Source organism: Alteribacter keqinensis (genome assembly GCF_003710255.1).
GTDB lineage: Bacteria > Bacillota > Bacilli > Bacillales > Salisediminibacteriaceae > Alteribacter > Alteribacter keqinensis.
Map to the genome: position 1 here is coordinate 88,151 of NZ_RHIB01000004.1, position 20,256 is coordinate 108,406.

Annotated in this window: 18 protein-coding genes; all 18 read left to right on the forward strand. The window is 45.6% G+C overall.

Going from position 1 to position 20,256, the window contains the following annotated elements; all coding sequences use genetic code 11:
• Positions 1–9: 9 nt before the first annotated feature.
• The 18 genes from EBO34_RS19025 (at position 10) to EBO34_RS19110 (ending at position 20,213) form a co-directional block, all read left to right on the forward strand.
• Complete coding sequence (locus tag EBO34_RS19025) at positions 10–1,347, forward strand: hypothetical protein (RefSeq protein WP_122901608.1); 1,338 nt, start codon at positions 10–12, stop codon at positions 1,345–1,347.
• A 20-nt stretch (positions 1,348–1,367) separates the two neighbouring features.
• Entirely contained in the window at positions 1,368–2,123 is a 756-nt protein-coding gene (locus tag EBO34_RS19030) for an electron transfer flavoprotein subunit beta/FixA family protein (protein ID WP_122901610.1), read from the forward strand.
• Positions 2,124–2,149: 26 nt separating this feature from the next.
• Positions 2,150–3,127 carry an electron transfer flavoprotein subunit alpha/FixB family protein gene (locus EBO34_RS19035; protein WP_122901612.1) on the forward strand — a complete coding sequence of 326 codons (978 nt, stop codon included), beginning with the start codon at positions 2,150–2,152 and terminating at the stop codon, positions 3,125–3,127.
• Positions 3,128–3,157: 30 nt separating this feature from the next.
• A complete protein-coding gene (gene lhgO / locus EBO34_RS19040; RefSeq protein WP_122901614.1) occupies positions 3,158–4,375 on the forward strand; it encodes an L-2-hydroxyglutarate oxidase in 1,218 nt (405 codons plus the stop codon).
• Between the two features lie 26 nt (positions 4,376–4,401).
• The gene (locus EBO34_RS19045) at positions 4,402–4,722 is read left to right on the forward strand and encodes a DUF3870 domain-containing protein (protein WP_122901616.1); all 321 of its coding nucleotides are present in this window, start codon (positions 4,402–4,404) and stop codon (positions 4,720–4,722) included.
• A 478-nt stretch (positions 4,723–5,200) separates the two neighbouring features.
• Complete coding sequence (glaH, locus tag EBO34_RS19050) at positions 5,201–6,133, forward strand: glutarate dioxygenase GlaH (RefSeq protein ID WP_122901619.1); 933 nt, start codon at positions 5,201–5,203, stop codon at positions 6,131–6,133.
• A gap of 448 nt (positions 6,134–6,581) precedes the next feature.
• Entirely contained in the window at positions 6,582–7,733 is a 1,152-nt protein-coding gene (locus tag EBO34_RS19055) for an acyl-CoA dehydrogenase family protein (RefSeq protein ID WP_122901621.1), read from the forward strand.
• Positions 7,734–7,752: 19 nt separating this feature from the next.
• Positions 7,753–8,619: a 3-hydroxyacyl-CoA dehydrogenase family protein gene (locus EBO34_RS19060; protein ID WP_122901623.1), complete on the forward strand. Its 867-nt coding sequence runs from the start codon at positions 7,753–7,755 to the stop codon at positions 8,617–8,619.
• Positions 8,620–8,646: 27 nt separating this feature from the next.
• Positions 8,647–9,048 carry a PaaI family thioesterase gene (locus EBO34_RS19065; protein WP_122901625.1) on the forward strand — a complete coding sequence of 134 codons (402 nt, stop codon included), beginning with the start codon at positions 8,647–8,649 and terminating at the stop codon, positions 9,046–9,048.
• A gap of 110 nt (positions 9,049–9,158) precedes the next feature.
• Positions 9,159–10,343: a thiolase family protein gene (locus tag EBO34_RS19070; protein ID WP_122901626.1), complete on the forward strand. Its 1,185-nt coding sequence runs from the start codon at positions 9,159–9,161 to the stop codon at positions 10,341–10,343.
• Between the two features lie 72 nt (positions 10,344–10,415).
• Positions 10,416–12,407 carry a TRAP transporter permease gene (locus EBO34_RS19075; RefSeq protein ID WP_122901628.1) on the forward strand — a complete coding sequence of 664 codons (1,992 nt, stop codon included), beginning with the start codon at positions 10,416–10,418 and terminating at the stop codon, positions 12,405–12,407.
• A gap of 23 nt (positions 12,408–12,430) precedes the next feature.
• Positions 12,431–14,059, forward strand: coding sequence for a long-chain-fatty-acid--CoA ligase (locus EBO34_RS19080; RefSeq protein WP_122901630.1), 1,629 nt, complete (start codon positions 12,431–12,433; stop codon positions 14,057–14,059).
• The gene (locus tag EBO34_RS19085) at positions 14,056–15,060 is read left to right on the forward strand and encodes a TAXI family TRAP transporter solute-binding subunit (protein ID WP_122901632.1); all 1,005 of its coding nucleotides are present in this window, start codon (positions 14,056–14,058) and stop codon (positions 15,058–15,060) included. The genes EBO34_RS19080 and EBO34_RS19085 overlap by 4 nt, the downstream gene beginning before the upstream one ends.
• 265 nt (positions 15,061–15,325) lie before the next feature.
• A complete protein-coding gene (locus tag EBO34_RS19090; RefSeq protein ID WP_122901634.1) occupies positions 15,326–16,072 on the forward strand; it encodes a polyphosphate polymerase domain-containing protein in 747 nt (248 codons plus the stop codon).
• Between the two features lie 22 nt (positions 16,073–16,094).
• Entirely contained in the window at positions 16,095–16,778 is a 684-nt protein-coding gene (locus EBO34_RS19095) for a DUF4956 domain-containing protein (RefSeq protein WP_122901636.1), read from the forward strand.
• Between the two features lie 1,052 nt (positions 16,779–17,830).
• Positions 17,831–18,268, forward strand: a complete 438-nt coding sequence (locus tag EBO34_RS19100; RefSeq protein WP_122901638.1) for a DUF2521 family protein — start codon at positions 17,831–17,833, stop codon at positions 18,266–18,268.
• Positions 18,269–18,329: 61 nt separating this feature from the next.
• Positions 18,330–19,049, forward strand: coding sequence for an N-acetylmuramoyl-L-alanine amidase CwlD (gene cwlD, locus EBO34_RS19105; RefSeq protein WP_122901640.1), 720 nt, complete (start codon positions 18,330–18,332; stop codon positions 19,047–19,049).
• Between the two features lie 105 nt (positions 19,050–19,154).
• The gene (locus EBO34_RS19110; protein WP_122901642.1) at positions 19,155–20,213 is read left to right on the forward strand and encodes a P-loop NTPase; all 1,059 of its coding nucleotides are present in this window, start codon (positions 19,155–19,157) and stop codon (positions 20,211–20,213) included.
• Positions 20,214–20,256: the final 43 nt, after the last annotated feature.

Here is a 20,256-nt window from a genome sequence, read left to right on the forward strand (position 1 = left end):
GGCGTTTTGATGATGGTTGTACTGAAAACATGGTTACTCAAGCTTTTGATCGTGGTTTATGTGGTTCATACGTTAGTGGTCGTCCCTTATGGAGAAGCGATTTTGGCTACGTTAACAGCGGTAGTTATCGTTTTGTTGCTCGGTCATTTAAGAGGGTTTTCAAGAGTGATCAGCTCTTTTATGCTCCTGACCGGCTTTTTAATCATCATGGCGACAGGAAACGTTGGACTGATAAAGAGCAGTCTTACGGTCAACCTTCCTTTGGTTGTGTTATTAGTGACGGTGCCGGTCATGGGCTTTCCTTTACGTTTAGGTAAGTATGATGAGCAACTGAGCAATTTTGTTAAAAAGCACGGCCGAAACAATAATCGATTGTTTTTTTCCATAACAAGCGTCTTTTTTCTCATTGGACCGGTGATTAATATGGGTTCGATCAAGCTGATGAACAACTTGGTAGAGAAGCTTGCGTTAGCGAAGGGGCTTCTTGCAAGAAGCTACATGCAAGGGTTTACCTCTACTCTGTTATGGTCTCCTTTCTTCGCATCATTGCTGCTTGTTTTGAACTTGGTCGGTCTTTCCCTATACACCTATCTGCCTTTTGGTCTGGGAATTGCCGTTCTTCATATTCTCGTAGCGAACGTCTTGTATTCCAAGTTCGCAAAAGACACTGCTTTTTCTTCAGCGGGAGTCCAAACCGTGCGGATGAGACGGATCTATGAGCTGGTTATAGTATTTGTTCTATTCTTTTGCGCTGTTTTTCTGATTGACCGGTTACTCGGGATAAGCATGATCATCAGCGTCACGTTCGCAGCCGTATTGGTCGCGATCATTTGGAGTTTGTACTTGAGAGTGGAAAGAGAATTCATGAGCAATGTGAAAGAGTATAGCGGGAAGACGATTCTACTAAGTTCAAATGAAGTGGTTCTTTTTACGACAGCCGGCTTTTTCGGAGCGGTAATTGCCACAACAGAGGTAGGTGCGTTCATTAACCGGTTTGTTTTGTTAGTGAGTGAATCCTCCGTCTTGCTTCTTATTCTATCAATCATTCTGATTACAGCGCTCTTGGCACTCGGGGGCGTGCACCAGATTGTGACCATTACAGCGTTGGCCACAACGGTCAGACCGTTGGAGGTTGGAGTGGATCCACTTATTTTTGCTTTGACCCTCATGTCTGCTTGGTCAATCGCAACGATTCTTTCTCCTATTTCAGCAGCAAATGTGATCATCATGAACTTGATTAGACGGAGGTATAAAGAGGTTGCGTTTACGTTTAACGGGGCATTTATTTTGGTGATGACCGGCATGTATACGATCTTTATTTACGTGGTTCATTTGTTTTTCACATAACTTTTCTTGGAGGGGTAAACATGAATATTTTTGTACTAATGAAACGAACGTTCGATACAGAAGAACAAATCGTAGTGAGTGACGATAAAGTCGACGAGTCCGGAGCAGAATTTATCATCAATCCGTACGACGAATATGCGATTGAAGAAGCGATTTTACTTAAGGACGAGCATGGGGGAGACGTGACTGTTGTCACGGTAGGGGATGAAGAAGCGGAAAAAGAGCTACGTACAGCGTTAGCCATGGGGGCGGACAAAGGAGTGCTCATTGATCGAGAAGAAGTCGAGGAGCTGGATCAGGCGGGCATTGCCCTTATCTTATCTACCTATTTGTCCGAACAAGAATATGATCTGATCCTTTGCGGGAACGTGGCAGTCGATGGGGGAAGTGGTCAAGTGGGACCCAGAGTGGCGGAACGTTTAGGAATTGCACAAGTCACGACCGCCACGAAGATCACGATCGAGGAAAGAAAAGCAACGATTCGTCGAGATGTTGAAGGAGATGAAGAAGAGGTCGAAGTGGAGCTTCCGGTTTTGGTTACAGCTCAGCAAGGGTTGAATGAACCTCGTTACCCGTCCCTTCCGGGAATTATGAAGGCGAAAAAGAAGCCTCTTGAGGTGGTTGACTTGGAGGACCTTGAGCTTGATGAAGATCACTTGGAATTGAAAACGAGGAATGTGGAAGTGTTCCTTCCACCTAAGAAAGAAGCCGGGGAAATGATTGACGGAGAGCCTGCTGAACAGGTGAAAAAGTTGATTTCGGCTTTGAAGATTTAATACAAAAAAGAAGTGGAGGAGATAACATGGGGAAAAAAGTAATTGTAATTGGAGAAATTCGTAACGGTGACGTGCGCGGGGTTTCGTTTGAAGCTGTATCAGCAGGAGTGGACGTAGCCAACGGGGGCGAGGTCGTTGCAGTCGTATTGGGAGAAGACGTGAATTCATTAGCCGAACCTTTTATTTCATATGGAGCTGATCGGGTGATTGCAGTGAACCACCCCGAACTGAAATTATATACGACCGATGCGTATCAACAAGCGCTTTTACAAGTGATTGACGAAGAGAAGCCGGACGCGATCTTAATGGGACACACGTCCATTGGAAAAGACCTTTCGCCTCGTTTGGCTATGAAGCTTGGTTTAGGCCTCATATCCGATGCTGTGGCGGTGGAAGTGATGGGGGAAGAAGTGCTGTTTACTCGCCCGATCTATTCCGGTAAAGCATTTGAAAAAGAAAAGCATGTTGGCGGTAGCGTGTTTGCTACAATCCGTCCGAACAATATCGAGGCTAAAGAGCGCGATGAAGCCAGAACAGGGGCGGTTAAAACTATTGAGGTGGTGTTGAAGGACTTACGAACGGTGATTAAAGAAGTTGTACAAAAAGCAACGGCAGGGGTAGACTTATCTGAAGCGAACGTCATTGTGGCAGGAGGTCGCGGTGTGAAAAATAAAGATGGGTTTCGTCCGTTACAAGAACTTGCAGACCATTTGGGAGGAGCGGTAGGTGCTTCTCGTGGAGCCTGTGATGCGGATTATTGCGATTACGCGTTGCAGATCGGTCAAACGGGAAAGGTCGTTACCCCCGATTTGTACTTTGCGGTCGGGATTTCAGGAGCGATCCAACATTTAGCCGGGATGTCGAACGCGAAAACGATTGTGGCCATTAACAAAGATCCGGACGCACCGATTTTCGAAGTGGCCGACTACGGAATCGTAGGCGACTTGTTCGAAATTGTGCCGCTATTGTTAGGCGAACTCAAGAAAGTGGAAGTCCGGTCGTAATCGAGTGAAAAGATAGGAAGAGGGATGCGTATGTACGACTTTATCATCGTTGGAGGCGGCATTGTCGGACTATCGACGAGCATGGCACTTTACAAGAAGTACCCAACTGCAAAAGTATTGCTGATCGAAAAAGAAAAAGAGCTGGCAACCCATCAAACGGGTCATAATAGCGGTGTAATTCATTCGGGCATATATTACAAGCCGGGAAGTTTCAAGGCTCGCTTTGCACGGGAAGGCAGTTTGTCCATGACAGCCTTTTGCCAAGAGCATGGCATTGAACACGACATTTGCGGCAAAGTTATCGTAGCAACGAAAAAAGAAGAGATGCCACGGCTTAAAGCCCTGTATCAACGAAGCGTTGAAAATCAATTGAACACAAGTATGATCGATAAAGGAGAGCTAAAAGAGATTGAACCTCATGTAAATGGAGTGGCTGCTATTCACGTACCTGGAGCCGGTATTGTCAATTACAAACAGGTGAGCCTGACATTTGCGAAAATTGCCCAGGAACAAGGTTGTGACATTCTTCTCGACACGAAAGTAATGAAAATAAATGAAGGGAAAGACGCTGTAACCGTTGAAACTAATCGAGGGAGCTATCAATCTAATTACATCGTAAATTGTGCAGGTTTACAAAGTGATCGTGTTGCGAACCTTTCCGGATATGTGACCGATGTGAAGATTGTCCCGTTTAGGGGAGAGTATTATAAGCTCAAACCGGAAAAACGAACTCTCGTCAAGCATTTGATTTACCCAGTACCTAACCCGGACTTTCCCTTTTTAGGGGTTCACTTTACCCGAATGATCGGAGGAGAAGTGGAAGCAGGACCGAATGCGGTTTTGAGTTTTAAGCGAGAAGGGTATAAAAAAACAGACTTCTCCATAAGGGATCTCACGGAAGTACTTACGAATCGAGGCTTTTGGAAGCTTGCCGGCAAGTACATGGGTGAAGGCATGGGCGAAATGAAGAGATCCATAAGTAAATCAAGTTTTACGAAAAGCCTTCAACAGCTCATTCCCGAGATTAAACCGGAAGACTTAATCAAAGCTCCGGCCGGTGTGCGAGCTCAAGCCTTAAAGGATGACGGTCAGTTAGTCGACGACTTCTATGTGATTAAAGGAAACCGCACGATCCATGTATGTAACGCACCTTCACCTGCTGCGACAGCTTCGATTGAGATTGGTAAATCGATTGTAAACCAAATGAATGTTCATATTGAAAAAACGACAGCCGTCCTCACGCCTTGAGGTCGCAAAAGAAGGGATTGAAGCAGATGACCAAGCCCAATATTGTTTTTATTGCAGGACATGCTCGCTTGCCACAAGGTATGGCAGCCAAAAGCATTTTTGATACACTTACGATTACGGCTGAGGTTGAAACGACGTACGGAGTGATTTTGGAAGCTTCTTGTACGTTGGCTACAGACCATGGGCGATCGTTTATCGGCCGGATCCTAAAAGGTGTGAGTTTAAAAGATGGCATTGACTCCTCAATTAAAGCGATCCAAACGTCGTACCAAGGAAAAGCGAATAATGCCTTAATAGCCGCACTAAAAGACCTTCATTTGCAATACGAGCAAATAAAATCAAGGTAATAATTCTAAATAATCTAACAATTTGTTGACTTTACTCCCTTTTTTCATTACACTGTTAATAGATGAAACATTGCCGTTGGGAATTTGCCTTTCCAATCTCGCAATCATCCTCAATCTACGCTGAATTAAATAATAACGATAACTGTATCATTTACAATGACTCTATCCACAATAGAGCAGGAATGTAAATATAGCCGGTTATATTATGAGTGTTTTCATAATATAGCTGGCTATTTTTGTTTCGTTGTTTTCGCATAAAGGTTGTTTTAAACAAAGATAATGGAGTGAAGGGCGGCGACTCCAGAGGGAATAGCATCCACTGAAGACCCCGCAGGGCGTTTTTCCCAAAGAGGCTGAAGTGATGCCTGCAGAAAGCGTCCGCCTGTAGCGCAATTATCCCTTGTGAGAAAAACAATCGTTACGAGGAGAGCGTTTCATTTTAACTGTGGACAATCCAAATTTTCGAGGAGGATGAAACATGAGTGTTGTAAAAACAAACGAAGGCAAAGTAGTAGAAAAAACGGATTATTTTGAGGTATCGGAGCACCCCCAAAGCAAAAGGCTATTCCACATTGATATTAATAAAGACGTCCTTGAGCAGTTTTTTAGAGAGGTAAAGGACGTATCGGTTCAGCAATTGGAGTACGTGCCATACATGCGCTTTATAATTGCCGACCAATTGAATACCCTTGCCGGAAGCAAATTAAAACAAGTACTCACTGATATCTTGTACGACCGGGAAACAGGAGGCTATACGATAGGAACGAAGAACCTCACTTCCGATCCGGACGATTACGTCAAGTTTTCTACGGCCATTACACACTTAATCGGCGAGCCGAACTTCGACTCAATGTCGGGAAAATACTACGCAAGGTTTACGGTTCAACATGAAGACAATAGTGACTCTTATTTAAGGCAACCATACCGGCTTTTTACTCTTCATACAGATGGAACATTTGTAGATGAACCAACTGACTGGCTTTTGATGATGAAGATGAAGGAAGAAAATGCTGTAGGTGGGGAGTCGAGGCTTCTGCACCTGGACGATTGGGATGAGCTTGATACGTATTTAAATCACCCTCTCGCTACAAAAGAAATTACGTACAAAGCACCGTCCAGTAAAAATGTGAACAAAGAAGTGAATCGAACAACGTTTTTTAAACAAAACAACAAACCGTGCATTTGCTTTATTGATCAATTTGCTTATCCGAAGAGCGTTGAAGAAGCAAGTTACTTGAAGGGATTGTCCGAATCAATGGAAAATGATTCGGCGTTGATTGAGCTGAAGTTGCCGGTGGGAGATCTTGTGGTACTAAACAATGCTTTCTGGCTGCACGGAAGAGCTGCCTTTGAGAAAAATCCGGAGCTTAACCGTGAGCTCCTTCGTCAAAGAGGTAGTTTCTTAAGTTAATGAAGTTGTGACTTTGACAAAGCAATGATGAGAGCCGCTACGAACGAAAGAACATTCGTCCTTTCACCAGTAGTGTGCCTGATCATTGCTTTTTCTTTTTACCCCCACCAACTGTGCGATTCAAAATTGAATTAAAAATCATCAATGAATTGTTAGATAGGGTACGGGAGAGGAAACCCCATTCAACTTTGCATTAACGCGGAAAGTACCGAAAGTCGGTGCAAGAAAAAGTCCTCGTTGCAAGAACGTGGTCGTCACCGCCAAGAAAAGCCCGGGACTCGTAGGCTTTACTGTGATAAACAGCCATAAACCATGAGGTCATACCTGGTGATTTAGAGGTGTTAATGAAAGGCATATCAAAAAAACACCCCGAAATGTAAGCGTTTTATCGTTTTGGCACAGTTCTTGCTTATATATACCGTATCAAAATAAAAGGAGCGTGTATCGCATGGTAGCAACAGCAAGCGAAGTAAAACAAATGACAACAATGATTCGGAATTTTGTAGAAAAGGAAGTTGAGCCTTATGCCCAACAGATTGAAGATGAAGACCAAATTCCCGATCATTTAGTAGAAAAAGCGAAAGAGTTAGGATTATTCGGATTGAGCATTCCTGAAGAGTATGGCGGAATTGGATTAAATACCGTTGGAAAAGCCGGTGTTCTCGCCCAATTAGGGAGAACCCATAATGGTTATGTGTCTCTCATAAGTGCTCACACAGGGATCGGGAGTACCGGTCTTGTAAAACTCGGATCGGAACAACTGAAGCAAAAGTACTTACCGGCAATGGCATCGGGGAACCTGATCGCAGCTTTCGCACTTTCAGAGCCGGGAGCCGGATCGGATGCTACCAACTTGTCTACACGAGCAGAAAAAACAGGAGATAAATGGATTTTGAACGGGATGAAGCACTTCATCACAAACGGACCGATCGCGGACGTCATTACCGTGTTTGCCGTCACGGATAAAGAAAAAGGAGCCAAAGGTGGCATTACCGCCTTCTTGGTAGAGAAAGATTTTCCCGGATTTTCAGTAGGGCCGAAAGATAAGAAAATGGGATTGAGAGGCTCTTATACATCACAAATCATTTTTGAAGACTGCGAAGTACCTGACGAGAATGTAATCGGAGAAGTTGGCATGGGGTATGTGTCGGCATTAACGATTCTTGGAGAAGGACGGGTGGGACTGGCAGCAAGAGCCGTTGGATCCTCTGAAAAGTTAATTGAGCTATCAGCACAGTATGCGATGGAACGAAAGCAGTTCGGGAAACCGATCGCCGATAACCAAGGCATTCAGTGGATGCTTGCGGATATGGCAACGGAAACGGAAGCGGCTAAACAACTTACAATGAATGCGGCGAGAATGATCGACGAAGGGAAAAAAGCGATTAAGGAGGCATCGATGGCGAAAATGTTCGCCTCTGAGGTTTTCAATAAAGTAGCTGATCAAGCAGTACAGATTCATGGGGGAATCGGATATATTGCTGAATACCCGGTAGAACGCTTTTACCGTGATGCGAGAATCACAAAGATTTATGAAGGTACAAATGAAATTCAACGAATCATTGTGGCCAAACACATCCTTAGCGAAGTAGCGCGATAATGAAAAAGGAGGGGATTGTATGAACGTAGATCAAATCAAAACCATCAGTGTGATCGGCTCTGGCGCGATGGGGTCTCAAATCGCCATGGTATCAGCATTGGCAGGTTACAGTGTAACCCTGCAAGATATTCAAGAAGAGAGCGTAGTCAAAGCGGAACAATCATTACGAGACCGATTAGGTAAACGAGTGGATAAAGGGAAGATGTCAAAAGAGGAATTAGACGAAGCCTTTTCAAACATGACGTTTACGACTTCTTTGGAGGAAGCGGTCCGAGATGCGGATTTTGTGATTGAAGCCATTGTAGAAAATTTGGAGATTAAGCGGACTCTCTTTGAAGATCTCGATCAACTTGCTCCGAAACATGCGATTTTGTCTACGAACAGTTCAACGATCGTCAGCTCTAAGGTGGCCGATGCGACGAACAGACCAGGTAAAGTGTGCAACTTTCACTTCTTTAACCCGGCATTGGTGATGGAGATGGTCGAAGTCGTACAAGGACCGCACACTTCTAATGAAACGGCAGAAGTGGCGATGGAGCTGGCAAGAAGGTTAAACAAAACACCAATTCTGTTGAAAAAAGAGATTTCTGGTTTTGTAGCCAATCGGATATTAGCAAAGTTAATGAACGAAGCCTTATACCTTTATGAAAACGAAATTGCTACGGCAGAAGAGATTGACCTTGCTTGTACAAAAGCGTTAAATCACCCGATCGGACCGTTTGCTTTAATCGATCTTACAGGTCTTGACGTTCATTACAATATAAGACAGTATCGTTACGAGGAAACAGGCAACGAAGAAGATAAGCCTTCCCCGGTAATTGTGGAAAAGGTAAAAAAAGGCGACCTTGGACGGAAGTCCGGAAAAGGGTTTTATTCCTATAGTTAGTCATTGAGAAGATAAGGAGTGAACAAGATGCCGGGAACATCGGAATCATTGAAAGGGAGATTTGAAACGAGTCCGTTCTTTGCTCATTTAGGATTCGAAATTGAAACCTATGAAAAAGATAATGTAGTCTTAAAACTGCCGATTCAAAAGCATCTCATAAACACAAATGGTACCGTTCACGGAGGCGTCTACGCTACCATGCTCGATAACATTATGAGCATGGTTGTACGAAACGCCATCGATGAGGATATTGTGACAGTGAATATGAATATTCATTTTTTGGCCCCGATCAAAGCAGGGGAGCTGCTCGCAGAGGCAACGATTATTCAACAAGGGTACCGTATTGTGACATGTGAAGGTGAGATCTATAGCAACAATAAAGTCGTAGCGAAAAGCTCGGGTACGTTTAAAGTGAAACGCTCTACATAGGTGTATGTAGGTGAATGCTAAGAGCCTAAATGCCCGTGAGCTCTTCCGGAAAGCAGATGGGTGAGCCGGCGGCATCAAGCAATAGAAGGATAAAATATAGGGGTGAAAACATGAGTCGAGACGATATCGTCATCGTGAGTGCCGTCAGAACCGCTATAGGAAAATATGGTGGTTCCCTTCGAAATGTTGATTCAGGATTTTTAGCTTCAGTGGTGATTGGAGAAGCACTGAAGAGGAGTTCTCTTCCCGCAGATCTTGTTGATGAAGTGATCATGGGAGAAGTAAGACAGACGACCAAATCGTCAAACGTGGCACGCGTCGCTGCCCTGCGAGCGGGCATTCCGGAAGAAACGCCGAGTTATACGATCAATCGACTATGTGCATCGTCCATGCAAGCGATCGTCTCTGGTGCCCAGCAGATTATGACCGGCTGCGGTGATGTGATTGTTGCCGGGGGGACGGAAAATATGAGTGACTCTCCTCATTATCTTCGAGGCGCACGGTTTGGCGGGGCTCCAACGTTAGTCGATCCCAATACGGAGAATGGACAGCAGCCGATGGAAGTATTCGGAGATCGGTTGGGAATGGGACAAACAGCTGAAAACGTAGCCGAACAGTACCGTATCTCTCGTGAAGATCAAGACGCGTTTGCCGTTCATAGTCAGGAAAAAGTGAAGCGTGCTCAGGAAACCGGAGTGTTTGATCAGGAAATCGTGCCCATCGAAGTTCGAGAGCGAAAAGAGATCAAATCATTTGCTACGGATGAACACCCTCGCCCATCTACGACGCTTACGAAGCTTGAAAAGCTAAAGCCTGCGTTTAGAGAAGGTGGAAGCGTGACCGCCGGGAATGCATGTGGGCGGAACGACGGTGCATCTGCGGTAATCCTAATGAAGCGATCAAAAGCGGAAGCCATTGGCATGGAACCGCTTGCCAAGATCACAGCATGGAGTGTGGCGGGGGTTTCTCCAAAGGTAATGGGAATCGGTCCGGTACCTGCTGTACAAAAATTATTACAGTCCACCGGAGAACGGTTGGAGGACATTGGTCGAATTGAACTGAACGAAGCATTCGCATCACAAGCCCTGGCTGTGATCAGGGAACTGGATTTACCGGCTGAAAGAGTGAACGTAAACGGTGGAGCCATTGCGCTAGGACACCCTTTGGGGGCTACCGGGGCGCGAATTGTAACTACGCTCGTTCACGAGTTGATAAGAAGTGGAGAGAAAAAAGGAATTGCCACCCTTTGCGTAGGCGGAGGGCAAGGAATGGCGATGATGGTCGAGACGGTTTAACCAAATACGCGATTTGATTTCTGATTATTCAGTAACTAAAATGTAGCGACCACGGAAAGAGGAGGGAAGAACATGAAGAAGGAAGAGGAAAAGATGAGTTTGAAAGTGGAAAAGGAAGAGAGGAGTAACTTTGAACAAGCGTTGGATCGGTCGAACGGTTGGTCTAAGTTATACCGAACCTGGAGTCTGTTCCTTTCTGCAATAAGCATCGGTCTGGCATTGTATGTGTTGTATGCGGCGGCGTTTGGAGGAATGCCCGCATGGCAACACAGAGCGGTATTTACATCTGTTGCACTTTTCCTGTGTTTTAGTTTTGTTCCGTATAAAAAAGGGAGAAACACACTGCATCCTCTCTTTGATATGATTCCTCTCCTCTTATCCGGAGTACTTGTGGTCTTTACGTATACGGCCTATCCGGATGTAGCAATGCGGGTGGGAAATGTCATTACGATTGATAAAATCTTCGGAACGTTGATGATCGCTTTGATTGTTGAAGGCGTTAGGCGAACGATCGGTATTGTCATGGCAGGATTAACTTTGTTTTTTACCGTGTATGTGTTTATCGGACCTTGGTTTCCGGGACTGGCCGGGCACCCTGGATACAGCTACAACCGACTCATTGATACCATGTTCATTTCAACAAATGGTATATTCTCGGATCCGATCTATATTGCTTCCACGGTTCTCATTTTGTTTTTACTCTTTGCGTCGATTTTGTTGCGAACAGGGGCGGGTCAGTTCTTTATCGACTTTGCTTTTTCCATAACAGGTCGCATGCGGGGAGGTCCGGCGTTAGCGTCTGTTCTTTCCAGTGGGATGATGGGGACGATTACGGGAAACGGTGTGGCCAATGCGACGATGACAGGTCCTTTTACAATCCCTTTAATGAGAAAAGTTGGCTATTCAAAAAACTTTTCCGGTGGTATAGAAGCTGTCGCATCTCAAGGTGGACAGATTATGCCCCCAATCATGGGTGCAGCTGCATTTATCATGGCGGAATACACCGGTATTCCATTTATACAAATTGCAGGATACGCCTTGATTCCGGCGGTGCTGTACTTCTTTATGGCCAGTGTCATGATCTACCTTCAGGCAAGAAAACAAGGGATCGAAGGCATGCCGAAAGAACAACTTCCGAACTTCTGGGAAGTGATTTTAAAACGCGGCTATCTCATGATTCCTCTCATCCTGATCATTGTACTCATGGTGCAAGGCTACAGCCCGATGCGTGCCGGCGTGTGGGCCATCGGGTCTCTGATCTTGATCAGTTTCATTCGAAAGGAAACACGTCTTTCAATGGTCAAAATGCTAGGTGCCATTGAGTCGGGTATTCGAGGATCGATTTCAACGATTATGGCCTGTGCCGGTGCAGGAGTCATTACCGGTGCCGTCATTATGACAGGGCTTGGTACAAGGTTCTCCCGTATGGCGATTGATTTATCCGGTGGAGAGCTGTTGCCAATGCTTCTTATGATCATGGTCGCATCCATCATTCTTGGGATGGGAATGCCGACGGTTTCCGCGTACGTGATTCTTGCAACAGTGGCGGTCGGTAGTTTGACTCAGTTGGGTGTTTCCGTTATTGCGGCTCATTTGTTTGTGTTTTATTTCGGAATTTTCTCAGGGATTACGCCGCCTGTTGCCATTACTTCGTACGTTACGGCAGGTATCGCAGGAGGAGATCCGATGCGGACGTCCTTTCAATCATTAAAAATCGGGGTTGCCGCATTTATCCTCCCATATATGTTCATCTACAATCCGACGATTTTGATGGAAGGGAGTGTACCCACCATCATTTTGGGAGTTTCAACAGCTACGGTCGGGTTAATTGCATTCGCTTGTGTGATACAAGGTTACATGATCACCAAAACACCGATCATACAACGAAGCCTGTTACTCGTATCGGCCATCTCCCTTGTGATTTTTGAACCTGTAACGGACGGAATCGGAGTCGGTCTTTTTGTGGCAGTGTTCTTAATTCAATGGTTCAAGAATAAGAAAAGCACTGTGGTACAAGTGGAAAGTAATAAAGACCTCCCTTCAACAAACAGCCATATAGTATAACACGAAGAGAAAGGTGAGAATGAATGGATCGTCCTTGGATAAAGTTTTACCCACCGTCTGTTGAACCGAACATTGCCATTCCAACCATGCCGCTGTTCTCGTTATTGAAAAAATCATATGAAGAAAGGCCTGATTGTCTCGCTGTTGTGGATGAAGAAGTACGCTTAAGTTACCGGGAGCTTTACGCGTACGTCCTTTCTTTTGCGTCATCTCTTTGGGACGCGGGGTTTAGACGAGGCGACCGATGCGTGATTATGTTATTTAACTGCAAAGAGTACATCACTACTTACTTTGCCGTATTGAGGCTAGGGGGAACGGTTGTACAAGCCAACCCTTTGCACTCAAGTGAAGAACTAAAAAGAGTGATGGAAGATTCAAAAGCGGAATGGATAGTTACAGGTGATGGTGAGTGGGCAAAGGTGTATGAGGCGTGTAAGGATCAACCGGGGAAAAAGCTGATTATTACTGGTTCGTCCTTATACGGCCGTCAAGAAGCGTTGTGCTTTGAGGAGATGGTCGAAAAAGGATGTGTTGGCCATGTACCCGAAGTGGACGTTGATCCTGAAACAGATATTGCGGTTTTTCAATATACAGGAGGCACAACGGGGAAAAGCAAAGCTGCGATGCTCACGCATCAAAACATCTTATCAAACGTCTGCCAAAACGAACATTTTACGGTGAAAAACCTAAGTAAAGTCGATGAGAAGTTGCTCGGTGTTTTACCCTTTTACCACGTGTACGGGATGAGCGCCGTTCTCTTGTTGGGTGTGTTTAGAGGTTCTGCGGTGATTTGTATCCGACGATTCGACCCTAAGCGTCTACTAACAACGATTAAAAACGAAAAGCCGACGCTCTTCTCCGGTGTGCCTACGATGTATATGGCTCTGCTGCAACAAGAAGAGGCTACACCTGAAACGATGCAGTCGTTGAAGCTCTGTATGGCCGGGTCAGCTCCTTTGCCTAAAGACGTGATACGGGTTTTTGAAGAGAAGACCGGTGCAGAAATCCTCGAGGGGTACGGGTTATCGGAAACGTCCCCGACGACTCACCGCAACCCTGTAGGCGGATTGCGAAAAGTAGGAAGCATTGGCATTCCCGTTCCGAACACGGACTGTCGCATCGTCGACCCGGATGATGGAGATCGGGACATGCCCGTAGGTGAAGTGGGGGAACTCGTCATTAAGGGGCCTCAAGTGATGAAGGGGTATTTAAAGCAAGAAGAAGAGACTCGCTCAGCCCTGAGAAATGGATGGCTTTTTACAGGTGATTTAGCTTACATGGATTTAGATGGGTACTTTTTTATCGCAGGCAGAAAGAAAGACCTGATTATTGCAAGCGGTTACAATGTGTATCCGACTGAAGTTGAAGATGTTCTCTACCGGCATCCATCAGTGAAAGAAGCAGCTGTTTATGGTGTGTCAGATGAGTATAGAGGCGAGACGGTGTACGCCTCCATCGTTTTTTACGACAGAGGTTCACTAGACCCGGGCCAACTAAAAGATTGGTTAAAAGAACGTATAGCCAGTTACAAAGTGCCAACCCATATTGACGTCAGAACATCGTTACCAAGATCAAGTGTTGGAAAGTTACTCAAGGCTATTTTAAGAGACGAGGCAGAACAAAATCAAAAACAGAAAGAGGGATCGCGATGAAGAAGTGGGGAGTTGCTCTAGGTGCTGCTATGATGTTGGTGGTTGCCGGGTGTGGGGAAGAAAGTGCCGGTGGGGATGACAGGGATTTGCGACACTCTCATATTTCAGGTCCTACTGCATCCGGTTGGTATCCATTATCTACATTGTTGACGGATGTTTGGATGGATGAATTGGACGGTTCAAACATTACAGTAGTAGAAGGTGGGGCGATCGGGAATATCCGAGAAGTCAATGCAGGGACTGATATGCTCACGGGAATGGCTTTTGCTTCTGACTTTGCTGATGCCGTAGCGGGAAGAGGTTCGTTTGATGGAGAACCACAAGAAGATATTATGGGTATTGCTGTCCTTTACCCGACGCTATGGAACTTTGCCGTACTTGATTCAAGTCCTTATCAAACCATAGAAGAGGCGATTGAAGCCGGGGCGGATATTATTCCGGGACAAGCGAACGATGCAAGTTCTCAAACCGCTCACCGTGTTTTTGAAGCCATGGGATACTCCATTGAAGACATTGAAGCGAACGGTGGAAGTGTAACCTACAACGGTTATGGAGACGCGAACAATCAACTCCGTGACGGTACGATCGACATGGTTGTGCAAGGTGGATCCCCATTTGTAACAGGACTGAGCGAGTTGGACACCCAAAACCCGATCAGACCATTGCCTATTACAGAAGAAGCACTTCAAGTGTTGGATGAAGCAGGGTACGGTTACAACATCGAAATGTCCATTCCGGCAGGCTCATATAATAACCAGGAAGAAGATGTTCCTACAGTAGCGACGGATGCAATGATTATTGTGAACAAAGACATGAATGAAGATACGGTTTATGAGCTAACAAAAGCTCTGTGGGATAACCTTAATCGTTTCCAAGAGGAGCAGCCGAATCGGGGTAACTACTTCGACCCTGAACTCGGTTACCATGGGCTCGTTGATCCTGATGTAAACATGCATCCTGGAGCTAAACGTTATTATGAAGAGATTGGTGTTGTTGATTAAAGAATATAGCAGAAAACCTCATCCGGTTTCGGGTGGGGTTTTTTTATGCAGTATGGACGAATTAAGGAATTATGAATTGTTTTAAGGAATTGACCTCAAGAATTCAGGAATACCTCACCCTACGGAAGACGGCACCTCCTCACCTCCTCATTCCTCCAACATTAACACTTCTTCATTTACTTCTCATCGTTCTCTAATAAAACTCCAAGGGTCTCTTCATTTTTCACCCGTAGTATAAAGGGTGTCGGAAGGAGGAGACATAAACATGGCATTGGAAATTTTCAGCCGTTACGAAATGAAATACTTAATTCCTTTACAAACCTATAAACAGCTTGTGCCTCATCTGCTGGAGCGGATGCGCTTTGACAAGTTCGGGGAGGAAGGGAAGTACAACATCGTCAGTTTGTACTTCGATTCTCCGGATAAGCAGATTTATTATGAAACCCGGAACAAGCTGCGGTTCAGACAGAAGCTCAGACTCCGGGTTTATGATGACGCCACATTGAACAGCACGGCGTTTATTGAAACGAAGCAGAAGTACAACAACGTGGTCAATAAAAGAAGAACGGGGATCACACTGAACGAAGCGTACCGTTTCCTCGGGCGGAGCAAGGATGAGCGGCCGGATCAGTTCGAGGCTTCGAACCCACAGGTGTTAAAAGAAGTGGGTTCCTTCCAGTCTTTGTACGGCCTCGAGCCGAAAGTGGTTGTGAGCTACGACAGGCAGGCGTTTCACGGCCTGTATGAGGATGACCTGCGGGTGACGTTTGATTACAACCTTATGTGCCGTGGTGACGATTTAAAGGTGGAAAACGGGCCTGTGGGTCATCACTTTGTTGATGAAGATCTGGGTGTGCTGGAAGTGAAGGTGAACCATAGTGTTCCTTTATGGTTAAGCCGTCTCCTCAGCGAATATGAGTGTCCGAAGCAGAGTGTATCGAAGTACTGCACGAGTGTGGACCTGGTTGAAGAATTAGCGAACAAGAAAAGTAAAGAAGCCGCTGCAGGCTAAAAAACAAGGAGTCGATGTAACGATGAATCAGTTGTTAAGTGAATTACAGAATGCGGGGAATGAAACGACTCAGGTAGTTGCGATTGAAGCGATCATGGCCATTCTCCTGAGCTTTGTACTGAGTGGGATTGTAACGTGGGTGTATAAAAAAACGCATAAAGGCCAGCCGTCCCAGTCATTTATTCATACAATTATGATCATGAGTGTTGTGGTGTCTGTGGTGATGATCGTGATTGGAAATAACATTGCGGTGGCATTCGGACTTGTTGGTGCTTTTTCGATTATTCGTTTTAGAACGGCCATGGGTGATCCGAAAGACATTGCCTTTATTTTTGCAGGTATGGCCGCAGGTATTGCATGCGGGCTCGGGTTTTACCTGCTGGCATTTATTTTCACAATGATTTTAAGTGCCCTTATCTTCCTCCTGTTTACGCTTGATTACGGGAAAACAGATGTAAGTGAAAAAACATTGAAGGTAACGATTCCGGAGAACATGCATTATGAAAAGCTTTTTGACGGGATTTTCAGCGACCTCCTTGATGAGTACAATCTGGTGCAGGTGGAGACAACAAACCTCGGTACGATGTATCAGCTTACGTATAAAGTGAAGGGGAAAGAAGGGGTATCGGATCAGGAGATCTTGGATGCGGTCAGGGAACACAATGCGAATCTCAAGGTGTCGATCGTGATGTCAGGGATGGGGTAATAATCATCGAGCATTATTGAAACCAAACCTTAAAGTGGAGTGGGTAATCATAAGGAATAAAGGTAAACACTTCACTTGTTTTTATAATTTAACGGATTAGCATTTATTCGGGTTTTCAAGTCCTGGCAAAGTAAGGTTTGTTAGCGAGTAAACGAGATGAAAAATACCAGTAATTCACATAACCAGCTTTCAAGTGGTTTTAGTTGTTGTTTACTGGTTACTGCATGAATGTAGATAAACTAAAAAGAAAAGCCCTCAAACGGACCTGTCGAAAGTTGCAGTTAGCTAAATGCAGTCGATATTAGAGCAATCTGCCGAATCTTCGCAAACTTCTACTCCGGATTCATTGAGGCATCTGACTGCTACATTTAGGTTTAAAGGCTCTCCCTGCGTTGGACATGCATTAATAGAAATAGTTGCAGTTACCAGTGTAGAACCTGGTCCGACTGTAAGTGGCTCCCCTGGTTCTACAGGGTTTGAACCAGGTGCGCTCAAATTGCATGTACCATCTCCCCCTTCACCAGAGAAGACGAGATTACATCTAACTTGGCAATTCTGACAAAATCCAGACACATTTACTATAAATTGTACATTAGTGCTTTCTCCTGCAGCAACTTGTGTCGGGCATAATACAGGTGTGATTTCACATTCACAACGAACTCCCATTGTTTCACCTCATTTCTAAGAATTTTTTCTTACACAAATAATGTATTTAAAAAACAGGTATAAAGTACCGGCGTCTATCTTTACTTGCAACAAAAATTTATTAAAGAATAAAGAAGGAATTCAATAAGGGGAGGATAGAGAAGTGGTGTCCAATCAGAAGTTCATGGATGCGGTCCGGGAACACAATGCGAATCTTAAGGTGTCGATCGTGATGCCGGGGATGGCTTATTAAGTGAACGCGTGGGAGCGGAGCTTCTAACAATGGAAGCTCCGCTGTTTTTTGTCTGGTGATTCTTCGCATTTTTCCCATGGGTCCGCTGGGATGATTTCTCGGGTGTGAACTGGTGTCCGCAGCAAAAAATAGAACTAAAAAAGAGGCGGAGACCATGAACTTAATTACATCCTTTAGTGAAAAACGGCGAAAAAAGCAGTGGAATTACGAGCGGCGGGTACTCCGCAGTTTATCCATCAGTGACCTGAGAAAAGATGTGCATCAGCATTTTATGACGACGATTTATATGGACCGGGTGAGTAATATGTATCTTGAGGATTTTTGCGTGGATATTGGAATTGACGCCTTCCTGCTTGGTTCGGAGTACGGGCGGTTCGGTTATTTTGGTGAAACAGCAGAGACGGTGAAAGCCCGCTGCATGGATGAGATCGATATTTACTCGGAGCAGTCAGCGGGGCAGTTCTTTGCGTGGCTGGGAGGCTCTGAGGCGGACGAGGAGCGTTATAAACAGATGAGTGAGGCATTTGTGCACCGGTGGTGGGAAAAGGGATTTAATGAGGGTGTGCGGCGCTATAAAATGAAGCTCCATTGATTTGAAGTTCTGAATTCCTTTCTTGTCCCATATAGTTATGGTGAGACAAGGGGGGAGCCGGGTGCGGAAGCGGTGGAAATGGAGCCTGAGTATATTTGGACTTATCGTTATTCTTTTAATTGTGCAGTACCCATTTACGAGTGAGGACTCGACGGGGCTCGGTCTGCCTTTATCGGGTAAAGTGATTGTCCTGGATCCGGGGCATGGCGGGATTGACGGGGGAGCGTCCTCCCGAGCGGGGGATCTGGAAAAAGATATTGCTCTTCAAATTACGTTTATTTTGCGGGATTATTTACAGGAGTCCGGTGCTCTCGTGTTAATGACGCGGGAAGGTGATCATGATCTGGCGGCGGACGGGACAAAGCGGATCCGTTCCCGGAAAGTGGAGGATCTGAAGCGGAGGGTTGAGCTTATTAACGGGTCGGATGCCGATCTTTTTATAAGTCTCCACTTAAATGCAATTCCGACACCGAAGTGGAGGGGCGCACAGACCTTTTATAACCGGGCTGTGGAAAAAAGCGATGTACTGGCCAAGCAGATTCAGGCAGAGATTATCAGAAACCTTGAGAATACAAGCCGGGATGCGAGGCCGATTAACAGTGTTTATTTAATGCAGCAGGCGGAGATTCCCGGTGCTCTTGTGGAGGTTGGTTTTTTATCCAACCCGACAGAGGCGGAGCTGTTAAAAACGAAGGACTATCAGCAGAGTGTGGCAGCGTCAATATATGAGGGGATTCTTCGTTATTCGTATGAAGAGCCGATACCGGGGGCAGGTCAGTGACCTGCTCTTTTTGCTGTGAAATTCTGTGTGCCTTGCGGGCGAGAAGAATCGGGGTTCTGTGTTATACTAGGACATGTAATCGAATACATAGAGGGCGGTGTTACAATGCTTACGGAACAACAAGTGCTTGATGCACTCAAAGATGTGCAGGAGCCGCACTTAGGAAAAAGTCTAATCGAACTTCAGTCAGTAAAAGAAGTGAAAATTAAAGATAATTTAGTGAGTTTGAAATTGGCGATCGCACAACCGGGAACAGCGGAGCAGATGCAGCTCCAGCAGGCCGTCGTGAGCGCAGTGAAAGGTGCCGGCGCTGATTCTGTCGGGCTTCGTTTTGAAAAGCTGAGTGACGAAGTACTGGCTAAGCATGGCGGCGGGGAAGAGAAAGAAGCCGGAGAAACGATTCTTGACCGTGCGAAAAACGGGAAGACGACGTTTATTGCTGTAACGAGTGGTAAAGGTGGCGTCGGGAAGTCGACAGTGAGTGTAAACCTCGCTACGTCACTTGCCCGCAAAGGGAAAAAGGTCGGCATCATTGATGCGGATATCTACGGTTTCAGTGTTCCTGACATGATGGGAATTGAAGAGCGTCCGAAAGTAGTGGGACAGCGCATTTACCCTGTAAACCGTTTTGATGTGCAGGTTATTTCCATGGGCTTCTTCGTGGAGGATAACTCCCCGATCATCTGGCGCGGACCGATGCTTGGTAAAATGCTGAATAACTTCTTTAACGAAGTCGAGTGGGACGATCTTGATTATCTTGTGCTGGACCTTCCCCCGGGAACAGGGGATGTGGCCCTTGATATTCACTCCATGATTCCCCAGTGTAAGGAGATTATCGTAACGACACCTCACGCAACAGCGGCGTTTGTGGCTGCACGGGCCGGTGCGATGGCGATTAAAACCGAGCATGAGATCTTGGGAATTGTAGAAAACATGGCTTACTTTGAAAGCAAGCTCACCGGGGAAAAAGAGTACGTGTTTGGAACAGGCGGCGGAGAAAAACTCGCGGAGGAGCTTCGCAGTGAGGTACTTGTCAAGATTCCATTAGGCCAGCCGGAAATTGATGAAGAGAACTTTGCACCGTCTGTTTATGATGAAGACCATCAAATCGGGAAGATTTATTCCAACCTGGCTGATTCGGTTATTAAAAAAATTGGGAAATAGATCAGAGCTCGCAGGCAATAAGGCTGCGGGCTTTTTTTACCTA